This is a genomic window from Magnetococcus sp. PR-3, from assembly GCF_036689865.1.
In the GTDB taxonomy this organism is placed as follows: domain Bacteria; phylum Pseudomonadota; class Magnetococcia; order Magnetococcales; family Magnetococcaceae; genus Magnetococcus.
In genome coordinates this window covers 28093-51651 of sequence record NZ_JBAHUQ010000027.1, presented here as the reverse complement: position 1 = coordinate 51651, position 23559 = coordinate 28093, and the positions used below count along the sequence as shown (strand labels likewise).

The following is a 23559-nucleotide window of genomic DNA, read 5'->3' as shown; positions in this document are numbered from 1 at the left end:
TGGATCAGGCCATGGGGTGGCTGGCGTACCATTTTCATTGGGACCCTCATGTGGTTGAGGGACTAACCCTCCGGCAGTTGCGGCGCTGGATCGAACGGCTGGAAGAGATCGGGGAGGAGCTTAAAGATGCGCAGCATGGCGGCGGGCATTAAAATCTTTGTGCGGGATATGGCGTCGGGTCCCATTGCCAAGATCCGTAAAGGCTTCGTCTCTATGGCGGGCGAATCCAGGCGTGCCGTGCTGGGTGATGTGGGCAATCTGGCCCTGGCGGGTCAGGCTGCTGCGGATCTGGGGCGTTCCATGCGTCAGGCTATCTCAGCGCCTGTTATGGCCTCAGCCCGGTTTGATGATGCGCTTGCCACGGTCAGATCTGTTATGCGTGGCACTAAAGAGGAGACGCTGCTGCTTCGATCAGCCGCCGAGTCTTTAGGGGAGAGCACACGCTTCAGCGCCATTGAAGCTGCACAGGGCATGCAATACTTCGCCATGGCTGGTTTTAAGGCCAATGAGACCATTGAGGCAATGCCCCATGCGCTTAATCTGGCCTCTGCATCTGGTGTTGGGTTGGGGCGGACCGCCGATATTCTTTCTGATATTGCCGACGGCTTTGGTATGGGTAAGGATAGCGCCAGCATGCAGCGGGTGGCCAATGGTCTTACCGCTGGATTTACCCGGTCCAACACCACTCTGGAAGGCTTGGGGCAGACATTCAAATATATCTCTTCCCAGGCCGGAACGCTGAACATACCCTTTGAAGAGCTGGTCGCCATGACCGGTATGCTTGGCAGTGCAGGTGTTAAGGGGGAACAGGCTGGCACCGCCCTTCGTGGCATTATGGGTCGTCTGGCTGCCCCGACCAAGGAAGCCTCTGGAGCACTAAAAAGTCTAGGCATCAAGGTGGCCGATGCCCATGGCAATATGCGCCCCATGGTCTCCATCATCGGTGACTTGCAGGCTACCATGTCTAAGTTTGGCACCGCCCAGCAGATGAATTTATCAAAGCTGCTGTTTGGTGATGAGGCCAGCAGCGCCGCCCTTCGCTTACTGAGTCTTGGCCCAGAAAAAATACGCGCATTTGATGCAGAGATCCGCGCCGCTATCAGTGGTAATGAGGCGGCCAAGATTGCCCAGATCCGGGAAGACACCCTCATGGGCGATATGCGCACCTTTGGCTCTGCCTGGGAGGCAATCTCCATCACCCTGGGCGATAGCATTAAGCCAGAGCTGCGCGACCTGACCAAGACGCTAACAGGCCTTATTCGAGAGTTCGGAGCCTGGGCCAAGGCGAATCATGACACCATTAAACCGATGATGAAGTTTGCTGCCATGACTGCGGTAGTGGTCACCGCAATAGGCGGTTTGGCCTTAGTGGCCGGTACCGCCAAGCTGGCCATGTTGGCTCTGGCCGGTCCTGCGGTGTGGCTGGCCAAGCCGCTGCTTCTGCTCTCTATCCCTTTACGCATGCTGGCAGGCTCGCTATTGGTTAAGGCGGTGGCGGGATTGGGCTGGCTGGCCACAGCTTTTCGGGCGGTCTCCATGGTGGCGCTGGCCAATCCCATCGGCTTAGTGGTCGCAGCGGTGGCAGCACTGGGGGCAGCGGCTTGGTATGTCTACAACAACTGGGAGGCCGTCAAGGGTAAGCTGCTGGGCATCTGGGATGGATTTAAATCCATCAAGCTCTTCCCTGACTGGAAGTCTGAAATGGGTGGGGCCGAGGCGCTCTTCGCCTACGTTGGGGAGTTATCCCACAACATGGTGATGTTCATCCCCCGCCAGATCGCCAATATCTTTAACAATATCTTTGGTGAGATGCTCGCACCTCTGCGCCAACATGTCGCCAACATGACCAAGACTGTGGTTGGCTGGATGCCTGATTGGCTGCAAAAAAAGATGGGCTTTGATGCCACCCTTCAGGTCGCCTCTCAACCCATCAACACCACCCCACCCAAACCCATTATGGATCGTGCTGGGGGCAGCGCCGCCGCCCTGGGTGCCGCTGGTCAGCAGCGTGTGGACGGTAGAATTCAAGTTGAGATCACCCAGCAGGGCCGTGCCCGTGTGCGTCAGGTTGAGTCCAGCGGCCCAGTAGATATCGGGCTGGATCTGGCCATGGAGATGGCTCCATGACCGCCCTGATTGCTCACTATCGTGGCCAAGAGATCACCTTGCTTACTCAGGAGATTGCACGGGAGTTTGACTTGGCCGAACACGGTAGCGGCCCTGCCAGCCCCTGGGCGCAGGCTACCGTTACCAAGGTCAGAGAGATCACCATTAATGGGGTGATTATTGGGGATGATCATCAGGCCAGATCCAACGCGCTGCAAGATGCTTTGGACGTGGAGATCGCCGGTCTGCTGATCCTGCCGGACGGGTCAAGGTATAAGTGCGAATGCAAACACTACCGCATTCGCCAGCAGTCCACCAAGCAGCGGGTCACCTGGATTGAGGTGGCTTTTGCGGAATCCGGCGAGCCCAGCTACCCCTTGGTGAGTGCTGTCACACAATCCGGGGTAGCGGCGGCGCTGGAGATCGCCAAGCGTGTGATCAAAGAGGGCTACCTCTCTCAGCGCCCCACCAACCCGGTCCCTTGGGTTTTGAGTGAGGAAACCCAGTATTTTGAGGCTCTCGGAAAGCTCCTGAATAGCCCCTCCCCACCCCCGGAGGTGCCGGAGCTGCGGGTGACCTGGTTGGTGGATGAAATCATGGACAAACCTGCTGTGGATCTGTCGGCGTGGCAGGTGGCCCTGGGGCATCTGGACAGCGTGGCCGCCTCGGTGCGTGATGCCATCCAGCTGGGCTGGGCACTGCAACAAATGGTACGTCAGGCCACCTACATGGCCCGTGCCGGATTGGCCATGGCCACCGATTTTGTTACCCGTGGCGCGGCTACCCTGCTGCGTACCGCTCTGGGTGCCCAGGAGGATGCCCTGCTCACCGCCGTCAGCCCTCTGGGGACGGCTATCGCTGATGAGACCTATCAGGCCCTGCGCGGGGTTGCTGCGGCGGTGGCGCTGGATCTGACCCAACGGGCCGAGCAGTTGCCCAGGGTGGTAACCCACACACTGGCGGGCACACTGCCCTCCCTGGTGGTGGCCCACAAGATCTATGGGGATGCCCGTCGGGCGAATGAGATTGTGACGGCTAACGGCATCGGCAACCCGGCCCAGATCGTGGGTGGCCAACAGATTGAGGTGCTCAGCGATGCATAAGGTGATGTTGGACACAGGTTCCTTACGCATTGAGGGTGATTGGGATGCGGTCAACATCCAGCGCGGCCATGATCTTCTGGCAGGCGGCGCTGTACTGATCTGCCCCGACCGCTGGACCCTGGATGATCTCCAGCCACCGGTCACCGTTGGTGGAGAGGCGCAGGTTTTTGTGGATGGGGTGCCCATGATAGATGGCCGCATCCTATCCGTGCAGCGCCGCTATCAAGATCCTGAAACAGGCCCTCAGTTGGTGATCACCTGCCGGGATCGCTCCGGGGATCTTATGGACCACACGGTTGCGCCCGAACAGTGGCAGGATGCTGATCTGGACAGCGTGGCCCGCTGGATTGCCCAACCCTTTGGGGTGGTCTGTTCGGTGCCGGAAGGGGTCAAGGTGCGTCACTTCCGGGCGCTGCTGGGTGAGACGGCGGCCACGGCGCTGCTGCGCCTGGCGCGTCTGTTTGGCCTGCATCTGATTCCTGCCCCCTCTGGCCATCTACAGATGGTGGATCTGCTGCCCAGCAGTCGGGCGGGGGTCGATGCGGTGTGGGGCGAAAACCTCATCACCTATTCAGAGATTCAGCGCCACCACGGGGTGGGCCGCATCACCGCCCACAGTCAGGATGTAGGGCGGGGTTGGCCCCAGGCAGACCACCACCTACATGGTCGTGGACAGGTCACTCTGGGGGATGGCCACTCACGGGATCTGATCACGGTCAATCAGGCAGGCCCCAACGCCCTTAGCCGTGCCCATCTGCTGGGCACCGCACTGGCAGGCGAGGCCCAGCAGGCTGAGATTACGCTTATGGATTGGGGTTGGCCAACAGGGCTGTGGAACCCTGGGCACCTGCTGCAACTGGATCTCTCCGGCGGTGGTAAAGCTACCACCAACTGGCGGGTGCTTGGGATTACCCAGCACTGGGACCGTGAGGGTCACCGAACAATCTTGCGGCTGATTGATCCCGCCGCCACCGCCCCGTTGGGGGCGGCAGTGGCGGAGCGTGACACCCATAGCGCCGTGCGCGGGGTGGTGCAATCCACCCGCTATCAACATGGCCTCCTGCTGGCCATAGTGCAGCTGCGCCATGGTGAGGTGGTGGAGGTTGAAATGATGCAGCAGACCCATGTGCAGAGCCATCCTACGGCAGGTTCTGAAGTGCTGGTGGTGGCCATCGCTGGCGATGGGGGCCATCAAGTGGCCATTGCCGACCAGGAGCGCCGCCGGGTTTCAGCCATTAAACCAGGAGAGGTGATGGTCCACGGCCCCTACACCGACCGGGTCCATCTGGCCAAGGATGGCATCAAAGTCTATGCCGGATCCATACAGGTATTCAGCAGCACTATACAGCTAGGCAGCGGCAGTAACTTGCAACCTGTTGCCAGGGTTGGGGATAGCGTCGACTGCCCCTGCGGCACTGGCACCATCGCCACCGGCTCTACCATCGCGGAGTGTTCATAATATGAGCTTTCAACAGCAGGTTTTAGAGACTTTACAAGCCCGGACCGGTGGCTGTTCAGCCGCAGATCTTACGGTTGAGATGGGTCTGGATATAGGGCCATCTGGTGGTGCTGATAAACGGGTGAAAGGGGCACTGTCCCGCTTGGTTAAGAAGGGGCTGGTTGTGGGTAAGACCCAGCGCCAGGGTTGGCAGTTTTGGGATATCTACCGACCAGCTGGCGGTTGGGGTGCGTAATGTCAGGTGATCTTGCCATCCGCCCCAATGCGGTGGGACAGCTGGATCTGGCCTTTGCTGGCCCCCAGCTGCTCACGGACGAAGGGCTGACCACGGCCATCATCATCTCCTGGTTTAGCGACCGTCTGGCCGATGAGGCCAGCCCCTGGTTGGCCCAGGGCATGGACCGTCGCGGCTGGTGGTGTGACGCCTACGCCCCCATCCCTGGAGACAAGATAGGCTCTGGCCTGTGGCAGTTGATGCGCCAAAAGCAGATCGAACCGGTAAGGGTAGAGGCCGAGGAGATGGCCCGTGAGGCGGTGCAGTGGATGATTGAGGATAAGATCGCCACCCAGATTGAGGTTACCGCCACTTTCCCGGCCCGTCACTGGTTGGCCCTAAGCGGGGTCTTTCATCGTCCGAATCGGCCAGCGCTGAGTCATCATTTTGAACTGAGTTGGGAGGGCACGGTCCATGCCGTTTGATCGTCCACCACTGCAACAGATCATTGGTCGCAATCTGGCCGATGCCAAGGGAAAGCTAACCGGTGTGCATCTGGATCGAGCCAGTGCCACCGGTGTGATTCTGCGGGCTCTTTCTGGTGCCAGTCATGAGCTGCATGGCCATATCGACCATACGGCCAAACAGATCATTCCTGCCTCCGCCAGCAGTGAGGAGCTGGAGCGCATCCATGCCAACCCACGCGGGATTTTTCGTAAATCTGGGGTTCGAGCTGGCGGTACTGTTCAGCTGACCGGCGTCACCGGTGCTGTGCTACCTGCGGGCAGCACGCTCACCCGTGCCGATGGTCGCAGCTATGTGACTCAGGCCGATGCCACCCTGGCCGATGGCATGGCCACCGTGGCGGTGCTGGATGCAGCGTTCGGTGTAGCTGGCGACAGCGATGCCGGTACCGTCCTGACTCTGGCCAACGGGCCGGTGGGCATTGATCCCGGTGGGGTGGTGGATGAATCGGGTTTAGCCGGTGGGGTGGATGCCGAATCCAATGCCGACCTGCTGGCCCGTGTGCAATACCGCATGCGGCATCCTATCCGGGGTGGTCATGAGGATGATTATTGGCAGTGGGTAACCGGCCATGGTGATGTCACCCGCTGCTGGGTGGTGCGGCGGGAGTTCGGTGGCGGCACCGTTGGCATTCGTTTCATGACCGATGACCTCACCGAAGACGGTATTCCCAGCGATGAGATGGTGGAGACCATTCAGACGCTCATCGACGCCACCCGCCCTGTGGGGGCCGATCCCTATGTGATCAAACCCACCGGCCAGGCATTGGATTTGACCCTGTCCATTACGCCAGATAGTGACGCCCTACGCAGTCAGGTGCAGGCGGAGATCCGCGCCCTGCTACGCCGTCTGGGTGCCCCTGGCGTGATGTTGACCATGCAGTCCATTGACCGGGCGATCTTTGCGGTTTCCGGAGTAGCAAGCCACACCATGACCCTGCCCGCATCGGATGTCGCCCACGGCGATGGGGTGTTGCCAATTATGGGAGAGATCACATGGCTCTGACCTCCCACGCCCTGAACGCCTATCAGCAGCTGCTGGTGGCGCTGCTGCCCCAGGGGCAGGCCTGGGCCACCGATGATCCGAACAGCAATCTTAATCAATTGCTTTCGGCGCTGGCCCCGGAACTGACCCGCATTGGGGCTCGGGTGGAGGACCTGAAACGGGAGATGGACCCCCGCACCACCATTGAGATGCTGCCGGATTGGGAGCAGGCCTATGGTCTGCCCGATTGTGTGGTGGCCACCTCCGTATCCATGCGCCGCTCCATGCTGCTGGCCAGGGTGGTGGCGGAGGTATGGCAGGGCGTAATTGATGCCGCTTTTATCGTACATATCGCGGCAGTAGCGGGCTATACGGTCCAAGTTGAAGAGTCTGTTCTGAGCCGCTGTGATCAGGCGGTGTGTGGGGATGCATTGATTGCAGATGCAGGGGTGGCTGAGTTTTCCGTGCACGCCTCTGAATATACCTATCGGCAGGCCATCGCAGGTGAGGCCTGTTGTGATGATCGCATTGAGGATTGGGGAAATGAGGTGCTGGAGTGTGTGATCCAGTGGATCACCCCAGCCCACCTTACCCCTCTATTTTTCTACCATGGAGATCTCTCATGAAGCGTATTCCAGGTGATGTGTTTGTGGATAAAGATTTAGCCAACGGCACCCCAGGAACCCCCTTGATTGCAGAGTGGCACAACGATGTTCAGGAGGAGCTGGTTAACGTTATTACTGATGTCAGCGGTGGCAATACCGAGCTTGATGGTGAGAGCCAAACTCAGCTGCTGGAGGCCATTCAAACCCTTGTCAGCAACGCACTTGCAGATATCCAGACCGATCGTATCTGGGTGCGATTTGATGGCATTGCCGGGGGCACCATCGTTGCCGGATCAGGGGTCAGCGCCATTACCCGCCATGGGGTTGGGGATTATGAGCTGCACTTTGCCATCACTCAGCCAGACGCCAACTATGGCGTATTGGGCACCTGTAGTGATGACACCACACGGGGCGGCATGATTGCAGTCTATGAAGTCGGCGGGGTGGCTACCCTGGCCACCACATCGGTTCGGGTACGCACCCATCGTGCGCCGAATAATGGTGGAATTGTTGCCGATCAGCGGATCAACACAGTCGAAATCATCCCATCGGGAGCTTAAAGCATGTTCTATATCTACCGATACAATGGCGAAACCAAAATGGTACAAGTGGCCAAGAACGTTGACCCTACCGCCTTTATCCCACCGGGGGTTGGGGTGACAGCAGTTGAGACCTTACCCACAGACATGGCCTATCAGGCAGCTTGGCGACCAGCTGGCAAAGATCGTGTCACGGTGGATCTGGCGCACTGCCAATCAAGACATCTAGCGCTTATCGATGAAGCGGTGACCCAGGCATTGGATGATACCGATGATGCCATAGAGCAAGCCACTTTATCGGCCATTCCCAATCGTGTACAGAGTCAGATCGGCGCAGCCACCACAGTAGCAACGGTGTTGGCCGTTCGCCCCACGGAGATTGCCGACCGCCTGCCACAAGGGGGGTGTCATGTCTAAGCAGGCGTTAAGAACACTCAAGGGGCTGCAAAACGGTGGTCTTCATCAGGTGGCCAGTTTGGAGGATACCTTAAGCCATCAGTATGACTATCTATCGACGACTCAAACCATCACGGGTTCGGCTCCAAGTGGATTGGGGACCCATGTCGCGGGATGGCAGCTTAGTAAAATCACCTATGATAGCGAAGGCCGCCCCCTCTCGATCACCCACCCCATGGTTGAGGGTGAGCCGGTTGCACCTTTCAAGAGTGTCTGGGATGACCGCGCTGCCTACACCGAGTGGGGGTAATCATGTCTGTTTATATGCTTGCCAAGCTTCGAGCTTTACAACCGGCTGGCGGTTCATCTGGCCCACACAACCATACCGCCGCAGAGGTTACCGATCTGGGTTCCGCCGCCACCAAAGAGATTGGTTTGGCGGCCAATCAGGTTGCCTCTGGTGATCATGCGCACAGTCAAGACCATACCGGTATGGTTACGGTCACGGGGCAAGATGAAGATGCAGGGGTCGCCATCCAGCTGTATGCCACTCAGTCAGTGGATGGATTTACAATCACCACCCATGACGGTCTGGTACTGTTTGCCGTTCGACCTGACGGTACGCTGTTTACACAATCCGCAACAGCCAACAGCACGCTCGCCATTGGCGACATTGCCAGCCATGGCATAAACCACGGCACCATTGTTGGACACGGTGCAAAATGTGGTGACCGTAACACCACGTTTGGACGCAACGCTGGCAGCGATGGCATCGCTTATTCAAGCAGCTTTGGTGACCATGCAAACGGTAGTGTTACTGGACTATATGCCACCGCCATGGGCTTTAAAGCGAACAACAACGGGGCTGCCTATGTGAGCGCCCAAGGGGGATGGGCCGGGGCATCATCCAGCGGTTTATACGGCACCTATCAGGGGTATAGAGCAGGGGAACAGTGTAGCGGTGATCGCAGCACTGCCCAGGGAGCTTTTGCGGGCAAAAACAATACAGAGGATTACCGTGTTGATGTTGGGGCCGTTGAGGACCCTGGCTCAGCGTATACCCCTTCTCTCTATAGTGGCAGTGCCAAACCAGATGCCCCTTATGCCTGCATCAATGGCGAACTTGAGTTACCTCAAATACCAACATCCGACCCAGCCGTTGCGGGTCGAATCTGGTCGGATGGGGGTACGCTTAAACGCTCTGCAGGTTAACACCATCATAACTAAGGATAGCGTAATGGCTTTACAAATGACCCACACCTCACGGACATATGGCATTACATCTGAGCAGGCATATGCACGCATTTCTTCTTTTTATGGGAATGCCGACATTGTGCATTTTATTCTTTCTGTCTATGCCAGTCGGGAAGCTCGGGATAACCAGCAGGAGCCTCTTGAAGAGTTTCCTTTTCACGCTCCCTTTCCGTTATCCAGTGGGGAGAATTTACTAACCCGTCTTTATACAGAACTTAAGTCTCAATCCAGGTTTGAAACGGCAGAGGATGTCTAGCAGACGGGCCAGGGGTGCCATAACACCCCCGGCGTGGTGCATAAACACCACAGGACCAGGCCAGCTAAGACTGGCCCCCCGCACTACGTGCACGCAGTGGGGTATGTATCGGATCAAAACATGCAGAAGATTAGGTGTAGCTGCGGAAAGTTGTTATGCAAAGCAGAGTATAGTGGAACCGTTGAGATCAAGTGTCCGCGTTGTGGCACTCTAACCAGGGCCATTCAGAGCCCCCAACCCGAACGCCATGAGCGTCTGCCCTTAGGAGGGCGCGATCATGGAAATGTGGGATCAATTGTGTGATGGAGTCTTTTTGGCCCAAGGTGACTGTACCCGATCATTACCACAGCTACCGGAGGGGTTGGCGGATTATGTCATAGCCGATCCTCCTTATAGTAGTGGTGCGGGAACCTTAGCCGGGGTTCAAGCCAGTACGAGGTCCAAGTATGCCAAGGGTGCTGGGGCTCCAGTTCTTAACTTTGCTGGGGATGCTCAGGACCAGTTTAGTCTTTATCGATGGAGCAGTTGGTGGTTGTCGGACTGTTATCGCGTAGCCAAGGAAGGGGCCATTTGTGCGGTCTTTACAGATTGGCGTCAGTTACGACTGATGGCGGATGCGATGCAGGCGGCGGGCTGGTCTTTCAAGGGGGTGGCGGTATGGGACAAGGGCAACTCCCGCCCCCAGCGTGGCCGCTATCGACAGCAGGCAGAATTCATTGTGTGGGGGACCAAGGGCACACGTTCCACCAAAGCAGGTCCGGTGGTGCCTGGTGTTTTCACCCATACCAACGTACAAGGCAAAGCCCGGCAACATCAGACTCAAAAACCGGTGGCCTTAATTCAGGATCTATTCAGGCTGATACCGGATGGTGGCGTTGTCTTAGATCCTTTCATGGGATCTGGCAGCGCAGGAGAGGCTGCTCTTTTAATGTCTCGCAACCTGACCTATTACGGCATTGAGCTAAGTCCCGCCTACCACCACATAGCCACCGAGCGTTTACGTTCCCTCTAACAACCAACAACGGCCAGCCCTTACCAGGCTGGCCGCATATTTCCCCACTGACATTTTACATGCGCGTTTACATTAATGGTCCCAAATGGTGGTGTGATATTGGATCCATTTATGGGTTCCGGCAGCGCCGGAGAGGCGGCGGTTTTAATGTCTCGGAATTTGACCTATTACGGTGTAGAGCTATCCCCCGCCTACCACCGCATAGCCAACAACCGTTTACGCACTCTCTAGACAACAACCGGGCCAGCCCCAAAAAGGCTGGCCCGTACAATCCCCCACTATCATTTTACGCGGGTACAATTATCATTTTACGCGGCCCTTTACACTTTACATTTTTCATCGGTTCGCACATCAACTGTTACAGAGCCATTACATTGCATAACTATTTGCTTACACTTGTTTATAAGATTTTTCTTATATTCAAAGACATCTTCTGCCATGATGTTTCTCAACACAGCAATCAACGCCAACTGGCCAGTGAGGGTAGTGTTAAAGACCATCACGAACCTTGGCTTTTAAATAACATGAAATACCGTTTTTGGAGAATGATCATGAAAAACAAAAAAGCTCTTTTTCTTGCCCTGGCCGCTTTCACCGCTATCTCTGCTGCTTCCTTAAGTACCGCTGATGCTTTTTGGGGTGGACCTTGGAATAACAATGGTTACGGCAATGGCATGGGTAATGGTACCGGCAACGGTAACGCTACTGGTAACTTCGGGATGAACTTTAACGTCAGCGGAAGTGCCCAAACAGCCGCAAATATTGCGAATGCTATGACCGGCTACAACGGCTATGGCGCGCCCTTTATTCCCCCTTATGCCTATGCGCCCTACACAGCACCAGCAGCACCTGAAGCGCCTGTTGCCCAATAAGTAAAGATCCAACCCTCTTCGCTACGATGAGGAGGATTAAAAAAAACCGCAAGGAAGCTCCCTTGCGGTTTTTTTATGGTCACGTCACCCAACAAATGTCCAGATTAGCTCCCACCTTATCAGACACACATCTGATAAAAGAGCGCCAAGCACTTACCTGTTAAGCAAAGGCCTGGAGTTGGGGGATAAGCAGACGGCAATTAAAGCGTAACCTGTTCCAACTCATCCAACCAACCTGCTTCATCATTCAACTGGTAGACCAACATACGTGAGGCATCTTCAGGCTCTTCCTGGCGGGCATGAATCTGCTTTAGAATCAGCTTGTCATCAATACGTCCACAGATCTCCAGCTTGCCGATATCGTGGCCAATAATGAACTTGAAACGTTTGGCGTAGCCATCCATACGTCGGCGAGCGGCATCTACCATATCTACAGACTCTTTCAGACTTGTCTGGAAGTGGTGACGTACCCGTGCAACCGGCATGCACTGATAGAGGTAATAGGGATTAACACCAATGCGAACCAAACCATCCATGAGCTCTGTGATGGTATCCACATCATCATTAACCCCCTTCAGAAGCACCGCTTGATTGTTCACGGTCACACCCGTTTCACGTATGCGCCGTACGGCTTCCGTACTCTCAGGGGTGATCTCTGCTGGGTGGTTGAAATGGGTAGGCAGATACAGTGCTTTATGACGGTTAAAGTCCCTAAACAGATCGAGAAGTTCATCCTCAAAAAAGCGCATGGGGAACACAACCGGGGTACGTGATCCAATACGTACATAATTGAGATGAGGAATCTCTTTAAGAGCATCCAGCATCCGCCGCAGATGACCTGTTGGCAAAAGGAGAGGATCGCCCCCAGACATCACCACATTGGTAATTTCTGGATGATCAGCTATGTATTTAGCAGCCTGTTGAAAATTTTCCACTGTTTTATCGTTCGGCAGACCAACCATAACCTTACGAAAACAGTGACGGCAATACATGGTGCAGGCTTCTGTGGCCACAACCAATGCCGTATAGGCATACTTATGTAAAATCCCGTTACCCTTACTATGCTTCTCGTCACCATATGGGTCTGTGGTGGTCTCACCCATAGCACCTGCAACCACCAGTTCATCAACCTGGGGCACGGCTAGATTACGGATAGGATCATTCGGGTCTTTGGGATCAATCAGGTTCAGATAGTAGCGGGGGATATTCATAGGATGGAGGTCAATAATTTTTCTTAGCGCCTCCTCTTCATCAGCCGGCAAAGCCAGAGCAGCGGCCAATTGATCAATATCACGAATATTATTCTTTAGCTCACGTTTCCAATCCATACCATCCCATTGTGTATGAGAGGGCAGTTCCAACGTTGAGTCTTGCACAATAAACTCCCGAAGTCGCGTGGTACACCCATGATTGACCTAACCACTTGCCATTAACATTTCAAGCCAAAAGACGCAGAAAGACGCAGAAAGACGCAGAAAATGCTACAGCATATAGATTAATATTGATCAACTAAAGCGGCATACCACTTTGTGTTATAAAACCAGCATTTGCTGTGTAGAGCTGATTTCTGATGAAGATATTCGACTGCACAAACAGGCCAAATAATACACCAAAGTTAATTTTCTGTCAATTTTAACAATAAATTATATCAAGCCTGAAAACACATTTTTCCTTTTAATAATGAGTACTTTAGCAACCAAAAAAACCAACCCTATAAAAGCATCCCCCCCCCATAACCTCGACCAAACGACCCGACACACCTTTCACCCATCACACCCCACGAATATCAAAATCTTATCGTGTTTATTTGAGCTATCTTCACATTGTTCTGCGTAAAAAATGGATTCAAGAACATTGCTCAAACCAACCAAAAGACAAAAGCTCGTGTTTTGCAGGATAATAGGCCTTGTCGATAAGATGAACGATGATGACACCCACGCCCTGTTCATGATAGCGGATACCCACGGATGATGCTTATCAACGGAGGCTGATGCCCATGAACAAGCCACACATTGGGCTTTTTTTCCAAAAAAGGGTGTCTCGATATGGTTGCAGGTAGTCTGGTGAAAAAGCGCGACCCGAACGCCTAATACTGAAAACAGTATTTATAACCCCCATCACTAAGCCCTAAAGAGGAGATTTAACGGGGCCAGCAAGCCCGTTGGGGGATGGACCCACAGATAAACAGGTAGGTATCATTACCAGCAGGAATAAATCGACTTCTCTATACAGGTATCCGTCACAGAGACCAACCGACCCCTGGTCATATAGATCATGCAACACCAAGCGGCCCTACCCTCATTGCATACATCAAACGATACAACCAATACCTTCAGAACCATCCATCAACCAGATTAATCAACATAGAGAACAATTAAAACGAGCCCCGAACACTTCCAGGCCCCACAGGCCCATGCGCTTTCTCAACCCTTTATCCAACAATCACTCCATAGAGCCTCTGATGATGTATGTAACATTCAACAGGAGCTGCCTTTAATGGCATCACGGCCACTTAAACAGATCATGACACCTACCCATGCTCAGAAAAAGAGAACTTACAGCCCTCACATCACGTGAATTCAAACCCTTACAGGCATGGTTTATTGTGCATCAGCCACGTGCAAGTTCATTACCCTATCAGTAAAATAATGCCTCTTCTCAACAAGTTAACCTGCTCAGAAGGACCACTTCTTCAGGGCATCCGTCACTTGTGCAATTACACGGCCCCAATTCTTGCGCTCTGTTTGACGGAACAGGCGCATAGTGGGATACCAGGGAAAATCAGAACGCTCCAACATAAAACGCCAATCCGAGTGGTAAGAGAGTACCATCCAGACATTTCGGCCCTGGGTACCCATTAAGTGGGGAACGGCGGTATCGGTAGAGATAACCAGATCCAAACGGTTCATTAAGGCCAACGTATCTGAGAAGTTGTTTAGCTCACCAGCCATATCCTCCAACGGCATGCCTTCAGGAAGATCCACCAACTGTTCACGACCATAGCTTACCTGAATAGAGACAAAACGGATCTGATCTTTAAGGGCCTCAATCATTGGAAAATAGTGTTTGAGGGGCATCGATCGGGTCGCATCGCCACCAAAGCCCGGATTACCCTGCCAAGCCAAACCCACCACCGGGCGTGTCTCTTGATTAAAGTGCTTTTTCCAGCGATTAATCTTCTTCTTCTCTGGGAAGAGGTAGGGAATATTGACCGGAATGGTCCCCATGGTGGTTTTAAACAGATAGGGCATGGAGAGCATGGAAGCATAATAGTCATAGCTGGGAATGCGCTCTCCACGCGCAATCACTTTTTTCACCCCTTTAAGAGTAGAAAACATCTCTTTTAGCGATGGATAAGCCTCTACAATAACTTTAGCTCCACGCTCAGCCAGCAAGGGTATGTAGCGTGCGTAGTGAATGTTTGCGCCCTGCCCTTGTTCACAGTACACAAGTATGGTTTTTCCTTTAGGGTCTGCACCATCCCATTGGGGCTTCTCAAATTTACGCTCTAAGCGCTGCCCTTCAGCCATACGCCACTCATACTCTTTTGTCCCTTCCGCCAGTTCACCATTGTGGATCAATACAAAGGCGAGTTCCATATGGGCAGAGCTATCTTGGGGGGCCAGCGCGATCGCCTTACGTAGGGCTGTTTTAGCATCCTCAAGACGGTTACTATTTTTGTAGAGTGAGCCCAAATGACGGAAGATCAAAGCGATCCGGTCGTTTCGTTTGGCCCCCTCTTCAGCCAAGGCTATCGCGGCATCATGTTCGTCAACCTCACTCAGTAAACCAGAAAGGTGTACATAAGCCATCACCAAATAGGGGTTAAGCTTGATAGCCCGCTCTAGACTGGCACGGGCTTTTTCAAAATCACGCTGGCTCTGTAACAGCTGGCCCATGGTTAAGTGAGCTTCCGCCAGATGAGGGTGTGCACCCAATAAAGGACGGCACGCCTCCATGGCCTGTTTACCATTGCCAGAGTCACGTAGAATATTCACCTGCACCAGCTGGGCATCTACATAATCTTTTTTGAGCTTGGTGGCCTCTTTGGCATATTTTAAGGCGGGTTTGAACTGCTTTTTCTGCCGCAGCACTTCAGCCAAGTTACGATGGGGTTCCGGATAATCCTTTAGCAGATGAATAGCCTTACGGAAAGCCACTTCGGCATTATCCCACTGCCCCTGGTTCATATGGACATTGCCCAAATTATTATAGGCTGTGGCCTGATCTGGACGTAGTTCCAAAGCTTGCTTGTAGGATGATATGGCCCCCAACAGGTCACCATTACGCCGCTTGGATGCCCCTAAGTTGGTATGCAGATCGGCATTATCAGGATCCCCTGCAACCGCAGCCGACATCAGCTCCACCGCCTCTTTAAAACGGTTTTGCTGATAGTGTATCAACCCTAAACGATGCAACAACAATGGATCTTTAGGATCTTTCTCTAACGCACGGGTCAGGAGCTTAAAAGCCTCCTCTACCCGGCCACCAGAAAAAGCCTGTTCCACCCGCTCCATCACTTTGAGAATTTTACCCGCTGGTTTTTTCAGCTGATGTTTACGGGTACTTTTTTTGTTAGAGGCCGCAACCTGAATAACCGCCTTTTTGGGTATCGGTGTCGGTTTTCCATCCAGCCACGCCCCAACAGCGTGGATCACCCCAGACCAATCCCCAAACTTCTCTTGCTGAAGCAGTGTCATGTGGGGATAAAAGGGGGAGTCTCCCTGTCCTTCAAACCAGCGCCAATCACTACCCTGTCCCAATAGAGTTAAGGTCTGCTTACCCAGGGCTCCGGCCAGATGAGCCACAGCAGTATCGACCGTTACAACCCGATCTAACTGGCTAATGACTGCGGCTGTATCCGCAAAATCTTCGAGTTTTTCGCCAATATCCAACCAATCCGGTTTTTTAGCCAGTTTGTTAATCTGGTCACGCCCATCCTTCTTCTGCAGCACGACCCACTGCATATTATTTCGTGTCAACAACGACTCAAATGCGTTGAGGGGGATAGAGCGATCTCTATCTTTGTCGTAGTTGCTTGAGCCCTGCCAGACAAGACCAACCCTAGGCTTTTTAATCGTTGGTAGATGCTGTTGTTGCCACTGGGCGACACGCAAGGGGTTAGGCATGAGGTAGGGAACCATGCCCGTCAGCTTATCTTTACTGAGATCTAAACGCATAAAAAGAGAGAGGATAGGCAGATGATAATCAAAGTCAGGTAGTGCCTGGCTGGAAGGCAAACACTCATCCACCCCTTGTACATGCTCAAAAAGAGCCAGAAGGGGTTTAGGCACCATAAGCATAACATGCGCACCTTTAGCCTTAATGGCAGGTAGGTAACGCACCATCTGAATCATACTACCTAACCCCTGTTCTGGGGTGACCAGTAGACGTTTACCCTGCAGATCTTCGTTACGCCACAGCTTATCCAGGCTCAATGCTTTGCTGCGTTCCCCAATGGCCAAACGCCATTCAAGCTCCTGAGCCCCCTTGCTCATATCTCCCTGCTTTAACAACCCTTCACCCAGCAGCAGGTGGCCCGCCGCATAGCGTGGATCAGCCGCGACCAGTTTACGGCTGTGTGTCACACTCTTTTGGCTATCACCGAGCCGTTGTGCCAGCTGGGCCATGACATTATGCAGGGGCAAAAAGTCTTTCTGAATATGCAACCCTTTCAGGCCAATATCCCAGGCCTCTTCTAGGCGACCTTGCGCTTGTAAAATAAGCAAGAGACTTTCATGGGCACCCACAAAGTCAGGATGAATAATGATAGCCTTCCGTGCCGCCTCCTCTGCCGGTTGAAATTGCCCAGTCAAGCGAAGGGCATCCGACAAATTACGCCATGCCTCAGGATAATCACTATTAATGGCCAGCGCTTTACGGTAGAGATTAATCGCCTCTTGATAACGCTCCTGTTGCCGTAGCAGATTCCCCAAATTGTTGCAGGCCATGCTATGGTTTTCATCCATATGCAACGCCTGTAAGTAGGCCTGCTCGGCACCTTTTAAATCCCCCACCCGTTTGAGCATAACCCCTAGGTTACTAAAGGTATCGGGATGACGGTGACCATGTTCTATGGCTTTTTTCAAGCAATGCACCGCCTCCTGCATATGCCCACCTTGTTGCCGAGCCATGGCCAAAAGGTGCCAAGCATCCGCCATATGAGGGGCTTTATCTATTATCTGCCGTAACAGATGCTCAGCCTGATCCACCTGCCCTGACTGCATTAAGGTATTGGCTTGTTGCAGGTGTTCAATAAGTTCGTTGCGCATTACAGTAGCTTGATCAGACATGGCGTTACCATTCGGGCATAACCGACACAGTGTGTGTGGCGAGCGATCGCTGCTTGGGTATAGGGAAAACGCTTTAAGCCTTCCCGGTGCGTATAAAGAAACAGGGTCCACAGTCTACACTGTGGACCCTGCTTAATAAAATAGATCATGGATGTACGACGGGCTTAAACCGTGTTGATATCATCCGCAGCCAAGGATACATCCGAATCAAAGGTTGCCACAACCTGCTGGGTCTCTGTTGTGCCACTGCCATCGGCATCGTAGTAGAGCTTAAAGCTGGCAGCGTCATAAATAAAGTAGTCGTTGGCATCTGCTGCCGCTGTACCAGCCACAAAGTAACCGGCATCCAAGGCACCAGTGCCCCCTGCTCCATTATCACCATTAAAGTTGCTGTTACAGAAGTAGAGCTCAAACTCTGTGGCATTACTAAAGCCGCAAATGGTATCACCTAGCTCAGAGGTGCAGCAGTAACAAACAATCGCCTCGCCACCGGCATAGGCTGCGGCCTGCCCACTGACACACATGGTATCCGCCCCATCCCCACCAAACAGTTCAACACACGTAGAGGTGTCCCATACTCCTTGTAGGCAGAGCAGCATCGTATCATCGCCTGCACCACCCTTTAAGCAGATGCAGTTATTCGCGAAGGTGGTCGTGCTCGCCTGTACATAGTTTAGACACATGCTCAGCGTATCATTACAAACCCCACCATCCATGCAGAACGAGTTCGTACAAAATTTGGTATCCGCCCCACCGGCCCAGTTCATAGTCATGGTATCTACATTAGACTGGGTGCCCCAATGACTCATCTCACATATAATGAAACAGTTGTCCGTAAAACAGTTGGTGACCTGCCCTGGATCATCCGTAATATTGGCCGTTAATGTGGATGTGGTTGAGGCATTTCCAGCATTACTTCCAACGGTAAACTTGTTGTAGTTGAACACACAAATGCTATCGACATCAGCATCAAAGCTATTGGTTATGGTAGAGGTACAACCCATACCATCTGAGTTGCATGCTAGATAGCAGTTACAGTAAAAACTGACGATTGAATCGATATCATTCAAATCTTCACAAAGTGTTAATGTCGATGAACCACAACAGTCAGTAAGATAGGCCATGCTCGATTGAAAATAACAAATCTTTGTTACATCATTCAGCTCGCTACAGTAGGTAACGGTGTCGGACCCTTCCCCACCACAGAGGTATGTTTGTTGACAAAGATAGGTGTTGATTTCATTCGTTCCCTCACTAGCAACGCTGTTTAACTTGCGATGGAAGGTTAATGTGTCATCACCACAACCCACAGATAAGTTATTGTAGTTACAGAAGAACGCGCCCATACTGGTCGCATCATTACAGCCTGCCCAGACCTCATTAACCACAACCGTATCGTTACCCAAGCCAGTTTCGATATTGGTAAAATTTCTTGATAGGCCATTTATACAGGTCAGCGCATCCACACACCGTGTAAAGGTCACACTGTCATTACCATCACAGGTATTGATGGCGTTACACAGCTGACAGATGGTACTTGCCAATTGATCCCCTGCATGGAAATCAGAAGAGATGCTCACAGTATCGTTACCAATACCACTTTGCACACAAACTTGCTCTAGGCTGAAGGTACCGACATCATCACTGATACAATAGCTTTTACCGAAACAGAAAGTATCGTCACCATCCCCTAAATAGTAACAATGCTTATTGTTGCTAATATCATTGATACAAGCTGACGTTATGGTTGTGGTATCGCATACCGTATCATTACCATCCCCCGTCCATACAACCCCACAGTTGCCCGAATAACTACAGACACTACCATTGGCCGCACTAATGGTATCGAACATACAAATAGTATCGTCACCAGCACAGGTATATAAATAGTGCTTATTACCAGTGACACAGCGAACGGTTCCACTCGCTGAAGAGACGGCTACATTGCTTACAATCGTATCAGCACTATTCACTGTATTATAACACGATGTATTGTTATTAAACATAACCTCAGTGCCACACGTACAACACGCAGCAAGGGTATGCACTTCGCAAATAGAAGTCGCACCGAGGATATCATTAATCGCAACCACATTGCAGGTGTAGCATGGCCCTGCTGCACCGGCAGTGTCATGTGTATATGTTAATGTAGATCCCAGACAGTATGTATCATCCCCAAAGCCACCATCCATGTTAATGGTATTCAATATAACCTCAGGTTCTACGCCCACAGCGCCAGATGCGGAAGTGCTGCTCATATCAAAGCAGCTTTTAAGTACATCGTTACCAAAGCCACCGGTTAACGTGATACTGCTGCAATTGAAGCAGGCTACCTCAGTATCCGTAGGTGCCGTGGTAAGCGAGGCTTGGGCACAAAAGGCAACCGTATCGTTACCTAAACCACCATCACCAATAAAGCAAAGGGTACTTGCCTCATAGCAATCGCCGCTGCCGCAACTGAGCAGAGTCAGCGTATCGTTACCTTCCCCACCCCGGTTGGTCATGGTGGCAGAACAGTAAGCGTTACTGGTACTGTCAAACGTGGTTGTTAAGGTATCACTGCCATAACAGCCTTGCGCCGTAACGGCAGAGCCAGATGTAGCACAGCAGGTGGTCGATGTCGCATCATAAACAAAGGTGATATCTGCATTGGTCAGGGCTGTCGCGCTATCAAAGGTTGCCATTAAGCACGCACTGGAGCCAACGCCACTGCCATCGGCATCGTAATAGAGTTTATTAGCCGTGGAATCATAGATAAAATAGTCATCGGCATCGGTCGCTGTGGCGCAGCCGGCACCACACACAAAATTACCTGCGCCGTCCAAGGCACCATCACCATTAGCATCACCACTAAAACTGCTGGCAAATCGTAAATCAAAACCAGCTAGATCCACTGTGCCGCAAATGGTATCGCCACCTTCAGCAGCACTACCATAGGCTGCAATAACGCCACAGACGGTTCCGACATTAATGGTATCGCTCCCTGCACCACCACAAGCAACGACATAGTCCGTCGCACAGCAGGTGGCATCATAAGCTACGGTCAGAATATCATTACCCGCACCACCGACCAGATGCACACTATTGCGTTCATTTTGTGCATTGGTACCGTAGAGCTTTAAGCACGCTGTGAGTGTATCAACACCATCCCCACCATCCAGACAGAAGAGATTGTCATACACACAACAAGCCCCCCCAACATCACTGTTCTGCCAACAATAGCAGAGCGTAAGGGTATCGTTATCCGCCCCCCCTGTTTGATGGAAGAGGGATTGATTCATATCCTGCAAGCCGCTGCAATTATAATCCAATGTCAGGCAGAGAGTATCGACCCCACAACAGCCAATAAGGCTTATGGCATTTTTGGTGGAGGATACGAACTGGGCACCATCATAGTCGGTGCAGACAATAACGGTATCATCCCCAAGCCCACCATCGGCACACATGACACTGCCTTGCATACAGCAGATCATACAGATGTTAGACGTACACTCTTCCACGCAAATGGTGTCATTACCATCCCCCCCCACATAGTGGGATGTGGAGAATGAATTAAGACCGTCAATGCCACAACTGGCACACAAATTAGCATTTTGGATGGAGGTGTTGGCCACGAGGCAATCATTACCAGCACCACCGCAGAGGCTATGGGTATTGCAACAAAACTCTTCAACGGTGTAGGAACAGGAGCCCGTTGCAGAGTTGATTTGGGTGCAGTAGTAGAGGCAGTCAGCACCAGCCCCACCATCAAGGGTCACACTGTTTTTAGACCAGCCACATATCTGGCTGTCTGAAACACAACTGGCACAGCCGCCTCGGGTATCTAACGTATGGTTAAACCAGATGCAATCATCCCCAGCATCTCCACACAAACCGATGGTATTGCAGCACGCACTACAAATAGATTTACAGGCATTGGAAATAATAGAAGTGCAGATGATATCGGTGCCATCACCACCCGTAAAATCAATATTATTGAACGTAAAATTACGTACGGTGCCATAGCAAGACATGGCGGTCGTGCTGAGGGTCATGGTGTCATTACCACCCCCCCCAATCTGGTCAATATCAATGCATCCAAACTGGGCTGTACAACCACATAATCTTGCACAATCGGTAAAGTGGCGATCGGCATCGTCTTGACTGTAGAAGTTCATGGTGATGGTATCGTTACAATCCCCCCCATCATAACAGAGCTTACTACAGTAGTGATTACACCCACACACGTGTTGTACACAGTGGGTAAAGGTGTGTAAAAGTGTGTCCTCACCATCCCCACCTTGCAAATGGTATGTTGATTTGCTGGGACCACCGTTATTACAGCCACCGACGCAGCCAGTGGTGCAGGCGTTCTGCACAAATACCTCGCTAATGGAGAGCGTGTCACAATTATCGCCACCATTGAAACAAAGCGTGTTACCGCACACATTACAAACCGCTGTGGGGCCACAACTATTTTGGCTGATGTCATAGCAGAGTATATCGCAACCCGCAGCGCCATCCATCGTAATAGTGCTACAAGCATGATAGTAAAAACATCCCGCACAATCGCTCTTAGCGGAATCGAAATCTACACAAAAATGGATACAGTCTTCGCCAGCGCCACCGCAGTAGGTATAGTCGTTTTTGCACAGCTCCATCTTAGTACTTTTGCATGCGATATTGATGGCACTGTTTTTAAACAGTGTGCAAATGGTGTCATCACCATTACCGCCATCCATCGTCAGGCTGTTGCAACAGTAGATTAAGTTTGAACAGCATACTGAGCCAGCAAGGTCCAACCCAACACGGTGATTTAGGGTATCATTACCCTCACCACCAGAGATGCAGGTACTGTTATTCGTGTGTTTCAGGCAGCACAGGTTTGAAGTGAGGTTGGCGACCTCATTTTGATAAGAGAGGGTATCGTCTCCTGCGCCACCATCAATAACGACACAGTAGCAACAGAGCTGCTGACAAGCAGTCACTGCAGGGTCCCCAGCATGACATGCGGTGAGCGTATCGTCCGCACTACCACCGGTCATACAGATGCTACCCGAGCAGGAGATGGGGGTCACAAAGTTCTGTGTTAGCGTCGCGACATTAGCCACGGTAGCGGTCGAAAAATCAAGGCTACTGTGTACATTACAGCAAATATCCGTACTGACACGGCAGCCGGTATCGAGATCAATCTCAGGATCGGGGGGTTCTACCCTTTCTAGATCGATTAACTCAACAATTTGTCTTTCAAAACCTCTCTCTTGACCAAAATTTTCACCCGTTTGCTCAAACTGGTCAAGCACCTGCTCTTGGTCATCATCAGGCTCTGAAAAGAGTTCGGCACCATCAAAGGCTTCACCATTCGCACTGCCTTGGAACATCACCCCAAGGCCTTCAATATCAAAGTCACCAAGATGCTGGGTCAAAGCCTTGTTGATCGCCTGATCAAAATCAAAGTGCACATCTGTATCAAAAACATCGGCTTCAAAAATGGCCCGATTAATGGCCTCTCTGGTGCCACCATCGTCCAACATTTCGTTCAGTTGCTCGTTGGTTTTCTCTGCCGCGAACTCTTTGGCTTCACGCGAATTTTTACCATTCTCAATAGCTTCTTGATAAGCTTTAGAAGCTGTTGCAGAGGAGAGTTCCTGAAGCAGAACCTTATCCCGCGCATTGTCGGTGGAGAGCATAAAAGCCTCTTCACCACTGTTTTGGCGGATGGCAGCAATATCAAGCGCATCCCCCCCTTGAGAGATGACCTGTTGCTCAATAAACTCTAGAGCCTGCTGGCGAGCTTCTTCTGGGGAGGCACCATTATCTAGCGCTTCCTCATAAGCCTCTTTTGCTTGTTGCGCCAACTCTTCTTGAATATCTTGATCAAGGGCCATGAATGCTGCTCCCAGGGGTAACCATAAAAAAGTAAAAACCGCAATGCTGCCATAAACGCACGATGCAGCAGAGG

General features: G+C 52.4%; 20 protein-coding genes. 17 read left to right on the top strand and 3 right to left on the bottom strand.

Annotation, left to right across the window (positions count from 1 at the left end; genetic code table 11):
• Positions 1 to 11 precede the first annotated feature (11 nt).
• The 17 genes from V5T57_RS14415 (at position 12) to V5T57_RS14345 (ending at position 11325) form a co-directional block, all read left to right on the top strand.
• Positions 12 to 152, top strand: coding sequence for a hypothetical protein (locus tag V5T57_RS14415; protein WP_332891938.1), 141 nt, complete (start codon positions 12 to 14; stop codon positions 150 to 152).
• Entirely contained in the window at positions 127 to 2127 is a 2001-nt protein-coding gene (locus tag V5T57_RS14410) for a phage tail tape measure protein (protein ID WP_332891937.1), read from the top strand. The genes V5T57_RS14415 and V5T57_RS14410 overlap by 26 nt, the downstream gene beginning before the upstream one ends.
• Entirely contained in the window at positions 2124 to 3209 is a 1086-nt protein-coding gene (locus V5T57_RS14405; protein ID WP_332891936.1) for a DNA circularization N-terminal domain-containing protein, read from the top strand. The genes V5T57_RS14410 and V5T57_RS14405 overlap by 4 nt, the downstream gene beginning before the upstream one ends.
• Entirely contained in the window at positions 3202 to 4668 is a 1467-nt protein-coding gene (locus V5T57_RS14400; RefSeq protein ID WP_332891935.1) for a phage baseplate assembly protein domain-containing protein, read from the top strand. Before V5T57_RS14405 ends, V5T57_RS14400 begins: the two co-directional genes overlap by 8 nt.
• Before the next feature lies 1 nt (position 4669).
• Positions 4670 to 4903, top strand: coding sequence for a hypothetical protein (locus V5T57_RS14395; protein WP_332891934.1), 234 nt, complete (start codon positions 4670 to 4672; stop codon positions 4901 to 4903).
• Positions 4903 to 5367 (top strand): phage GP46 family protein, encoded by a 465-nt coding sequence (locus V5T57_RS14390; RefSeq protein ID WP_332891933.1) that lies wholly within the window; start codon positions 4903 to 4905, stop codon positions 5365 to 5367. The genes V5T57_RS14395 and V5T57_RS14390 overlap by 1 nt, the downstream gene beginning before the upstream one ends.
• Positions 5357 to 6412 (top strand): baseplate J/gp47 family protein, encoded by a 1056-nt coding sequence (locus V5T57_RS14385; protein WP_332891932.1) that lies wholly within the window; start codon positions 5357 to 5359, stop codon positions 6410 to 6412. The genes V5T57_RS14390 and V5T57_RS14385 overlap by 11 nt, the downstream gene beginning before the upstream one ends.
• Entirely contained in the window at positions 6403 to 7017 is a 615-nt protein-coding gene (locus V5T57_RS14380; protein WP_332891931.1) for a YmfQ family protein, read from the top strand. The genes V5T57_RS14385 and V5T57_RS14380 overlap by 10 nt, the downstream gene beginning before the upstream one ends.
• Positions 7014 to 7556 (top strand): hypothetical protein, encoded by a 543-nt coding sequence (locus V5T57_RS14375; RefSeq protein ID WP_332891930.1) that lies wholly within the window; start codon positions 7014 to 7016, stop codon positions 7554 to 7556. The genes V5T57_RS14380 and V5T57_RS14375 overlap by 4 nt, the downstream gene beginning before the upstream one ends.
• A 3-nt stretch (positions 7557 to 7559) precedes the next feature.
• Positions 7560 to 7952: a hypothetical protein gene (locus tag V5T57_RS14370; RefSeq protein WP_332891929.1), complete on the top strand. Its 393-nt coding sequence runs from the start codon at positions 7560 to 7562 to the stop codon at positions 7950 to 7952.
• Complete coding sequence (locus V5T57_RS14365; RefSeq protein ID WP_332891928.1) at positions 7945 to 8241, top strand: hypothetical protein; 297 nt, start codon at positions 7945 to 7947, stop codon at positions 8239 to 8241. The genes V5T57_RS14370 and V5T57_RS14365 overlap by 8 nt, the downstream gene beginning before the upstream one ends.
• Positions 8242 to 8243: 2 nt before the next feature.
• On the top strand, positions 8244 to 9143 hold the full coding sequence (locus V5T57_RS14360; protein ID WP_332891927.1) for a hypothetical protein: 900 nt from the start codon (positions 8244 to 8246) through the stop codon (positions 9141 to 9143).
• A 25-nt stretch (positions 9144 to 9168) separates the two neighbouring features.
• Positions 9169 to 9441, top strand: coding sequence for a hypothetical protein (locus V5T57_RS14355; protein WP_332891926.1), 273 nt, complete (start codon positions 9169 to 9171; stop codon positions 9439 to 9441).
• Positions 9442 to 9561: 120 nt separating this feature from the next.
• A complete protein-coding gene (locus tag V5T57_RS20980) occupies positions 9562 to 9744 on the top strand; it encodes a Com family DNA-binding transcriptional regulator (protein WP_442918220.1) in 183 nt (60 codons plus the stop codon).
• Positions 9719 to 10453, top strand: a complete 735-nt coding sequence (locus V5T57_RS14350) for a DNA-methyltransferase (protein WP_332891925.1) — start codon at positions 9719 to 9721, stop codon at positions 10451 to 10453. Before V5T57_RS20980 ends, V5T57_RS14350 begins: the two co-directional genes overlap by 26 nt.
• A gap of 75 nt (positions 10454 to 10528) precedes the next feature.
• Positions 10529 to 10684: a DNA methyltransferase gene (locus V5T57_RS20975; RefSeq protein ID WP_442918219.1), complete on the top strand. Its 156-nt coding sequence runs from the start codon at positions 10529 to 10531 to the stop codon at positions 10682 to 10684.
• 320 nt (positions 10685 to 11004) lie between these two features.
• Entirely contained in the window at positions 11005 to 11325 is a 321-nt protein-coding gene (locus V5T57_RS14345) for a sulfur globule family protein (RefSeq protein WP_332891924.1), read from the top strand.
• A gap of 200 nt (positions 11326 to 11525) precedes the next feature.
• Here the strand turns inward: V5T57_RS14345 and V5T57_RS14340 are convergent, their stop codons facing one another.
• The 3 genes from V5T57_RS14340 to V5T57_RS14330 all read right to left on the bottom strand — a co-directional run bounded on the left by V5T57_RS14340 (position 11526) and on the right by V5T57_RS14330 (position 23485).
• On the bottom strand, positions 11526 to 12701 hold the full coding sequence (locus V5T57_RS14340) for a KamA family radical SAM protein (RefSeq protein ID WP_332891923.1): 1176 nt from the start codon (positions 12699 to 12701) through the stop codon (positions 11526 to 11528).
• Positions 12702 to 14000: 1299 nt separating this feature from the next.
• Positions 14001 to 17618: a tetratricopeptide repeat protein gene (locus V5T57_RS14335; protein ID WP_332891922.1), complete on the bottom strand. Its 3618-nt coding sequence runs from the start codon at positions 17616 to 17618 to the stop codon at positions 14001 to 14003.
• 164 nt (positions 17619 to 17782) lie between these two features.
• Positions 17783 to 23485: a hypothetical protein gene (locus tag V5T57_RS14330; protein ID WP_332891921.1), complete on the bottom strand. Its 5703-nt coding sequence runs from the start codon at positions 23483 to 23485 to the stop codon at positions 17783 to 17785.
• Positions 23486 to 23559 lie beyond the last annotated feature (74 nt).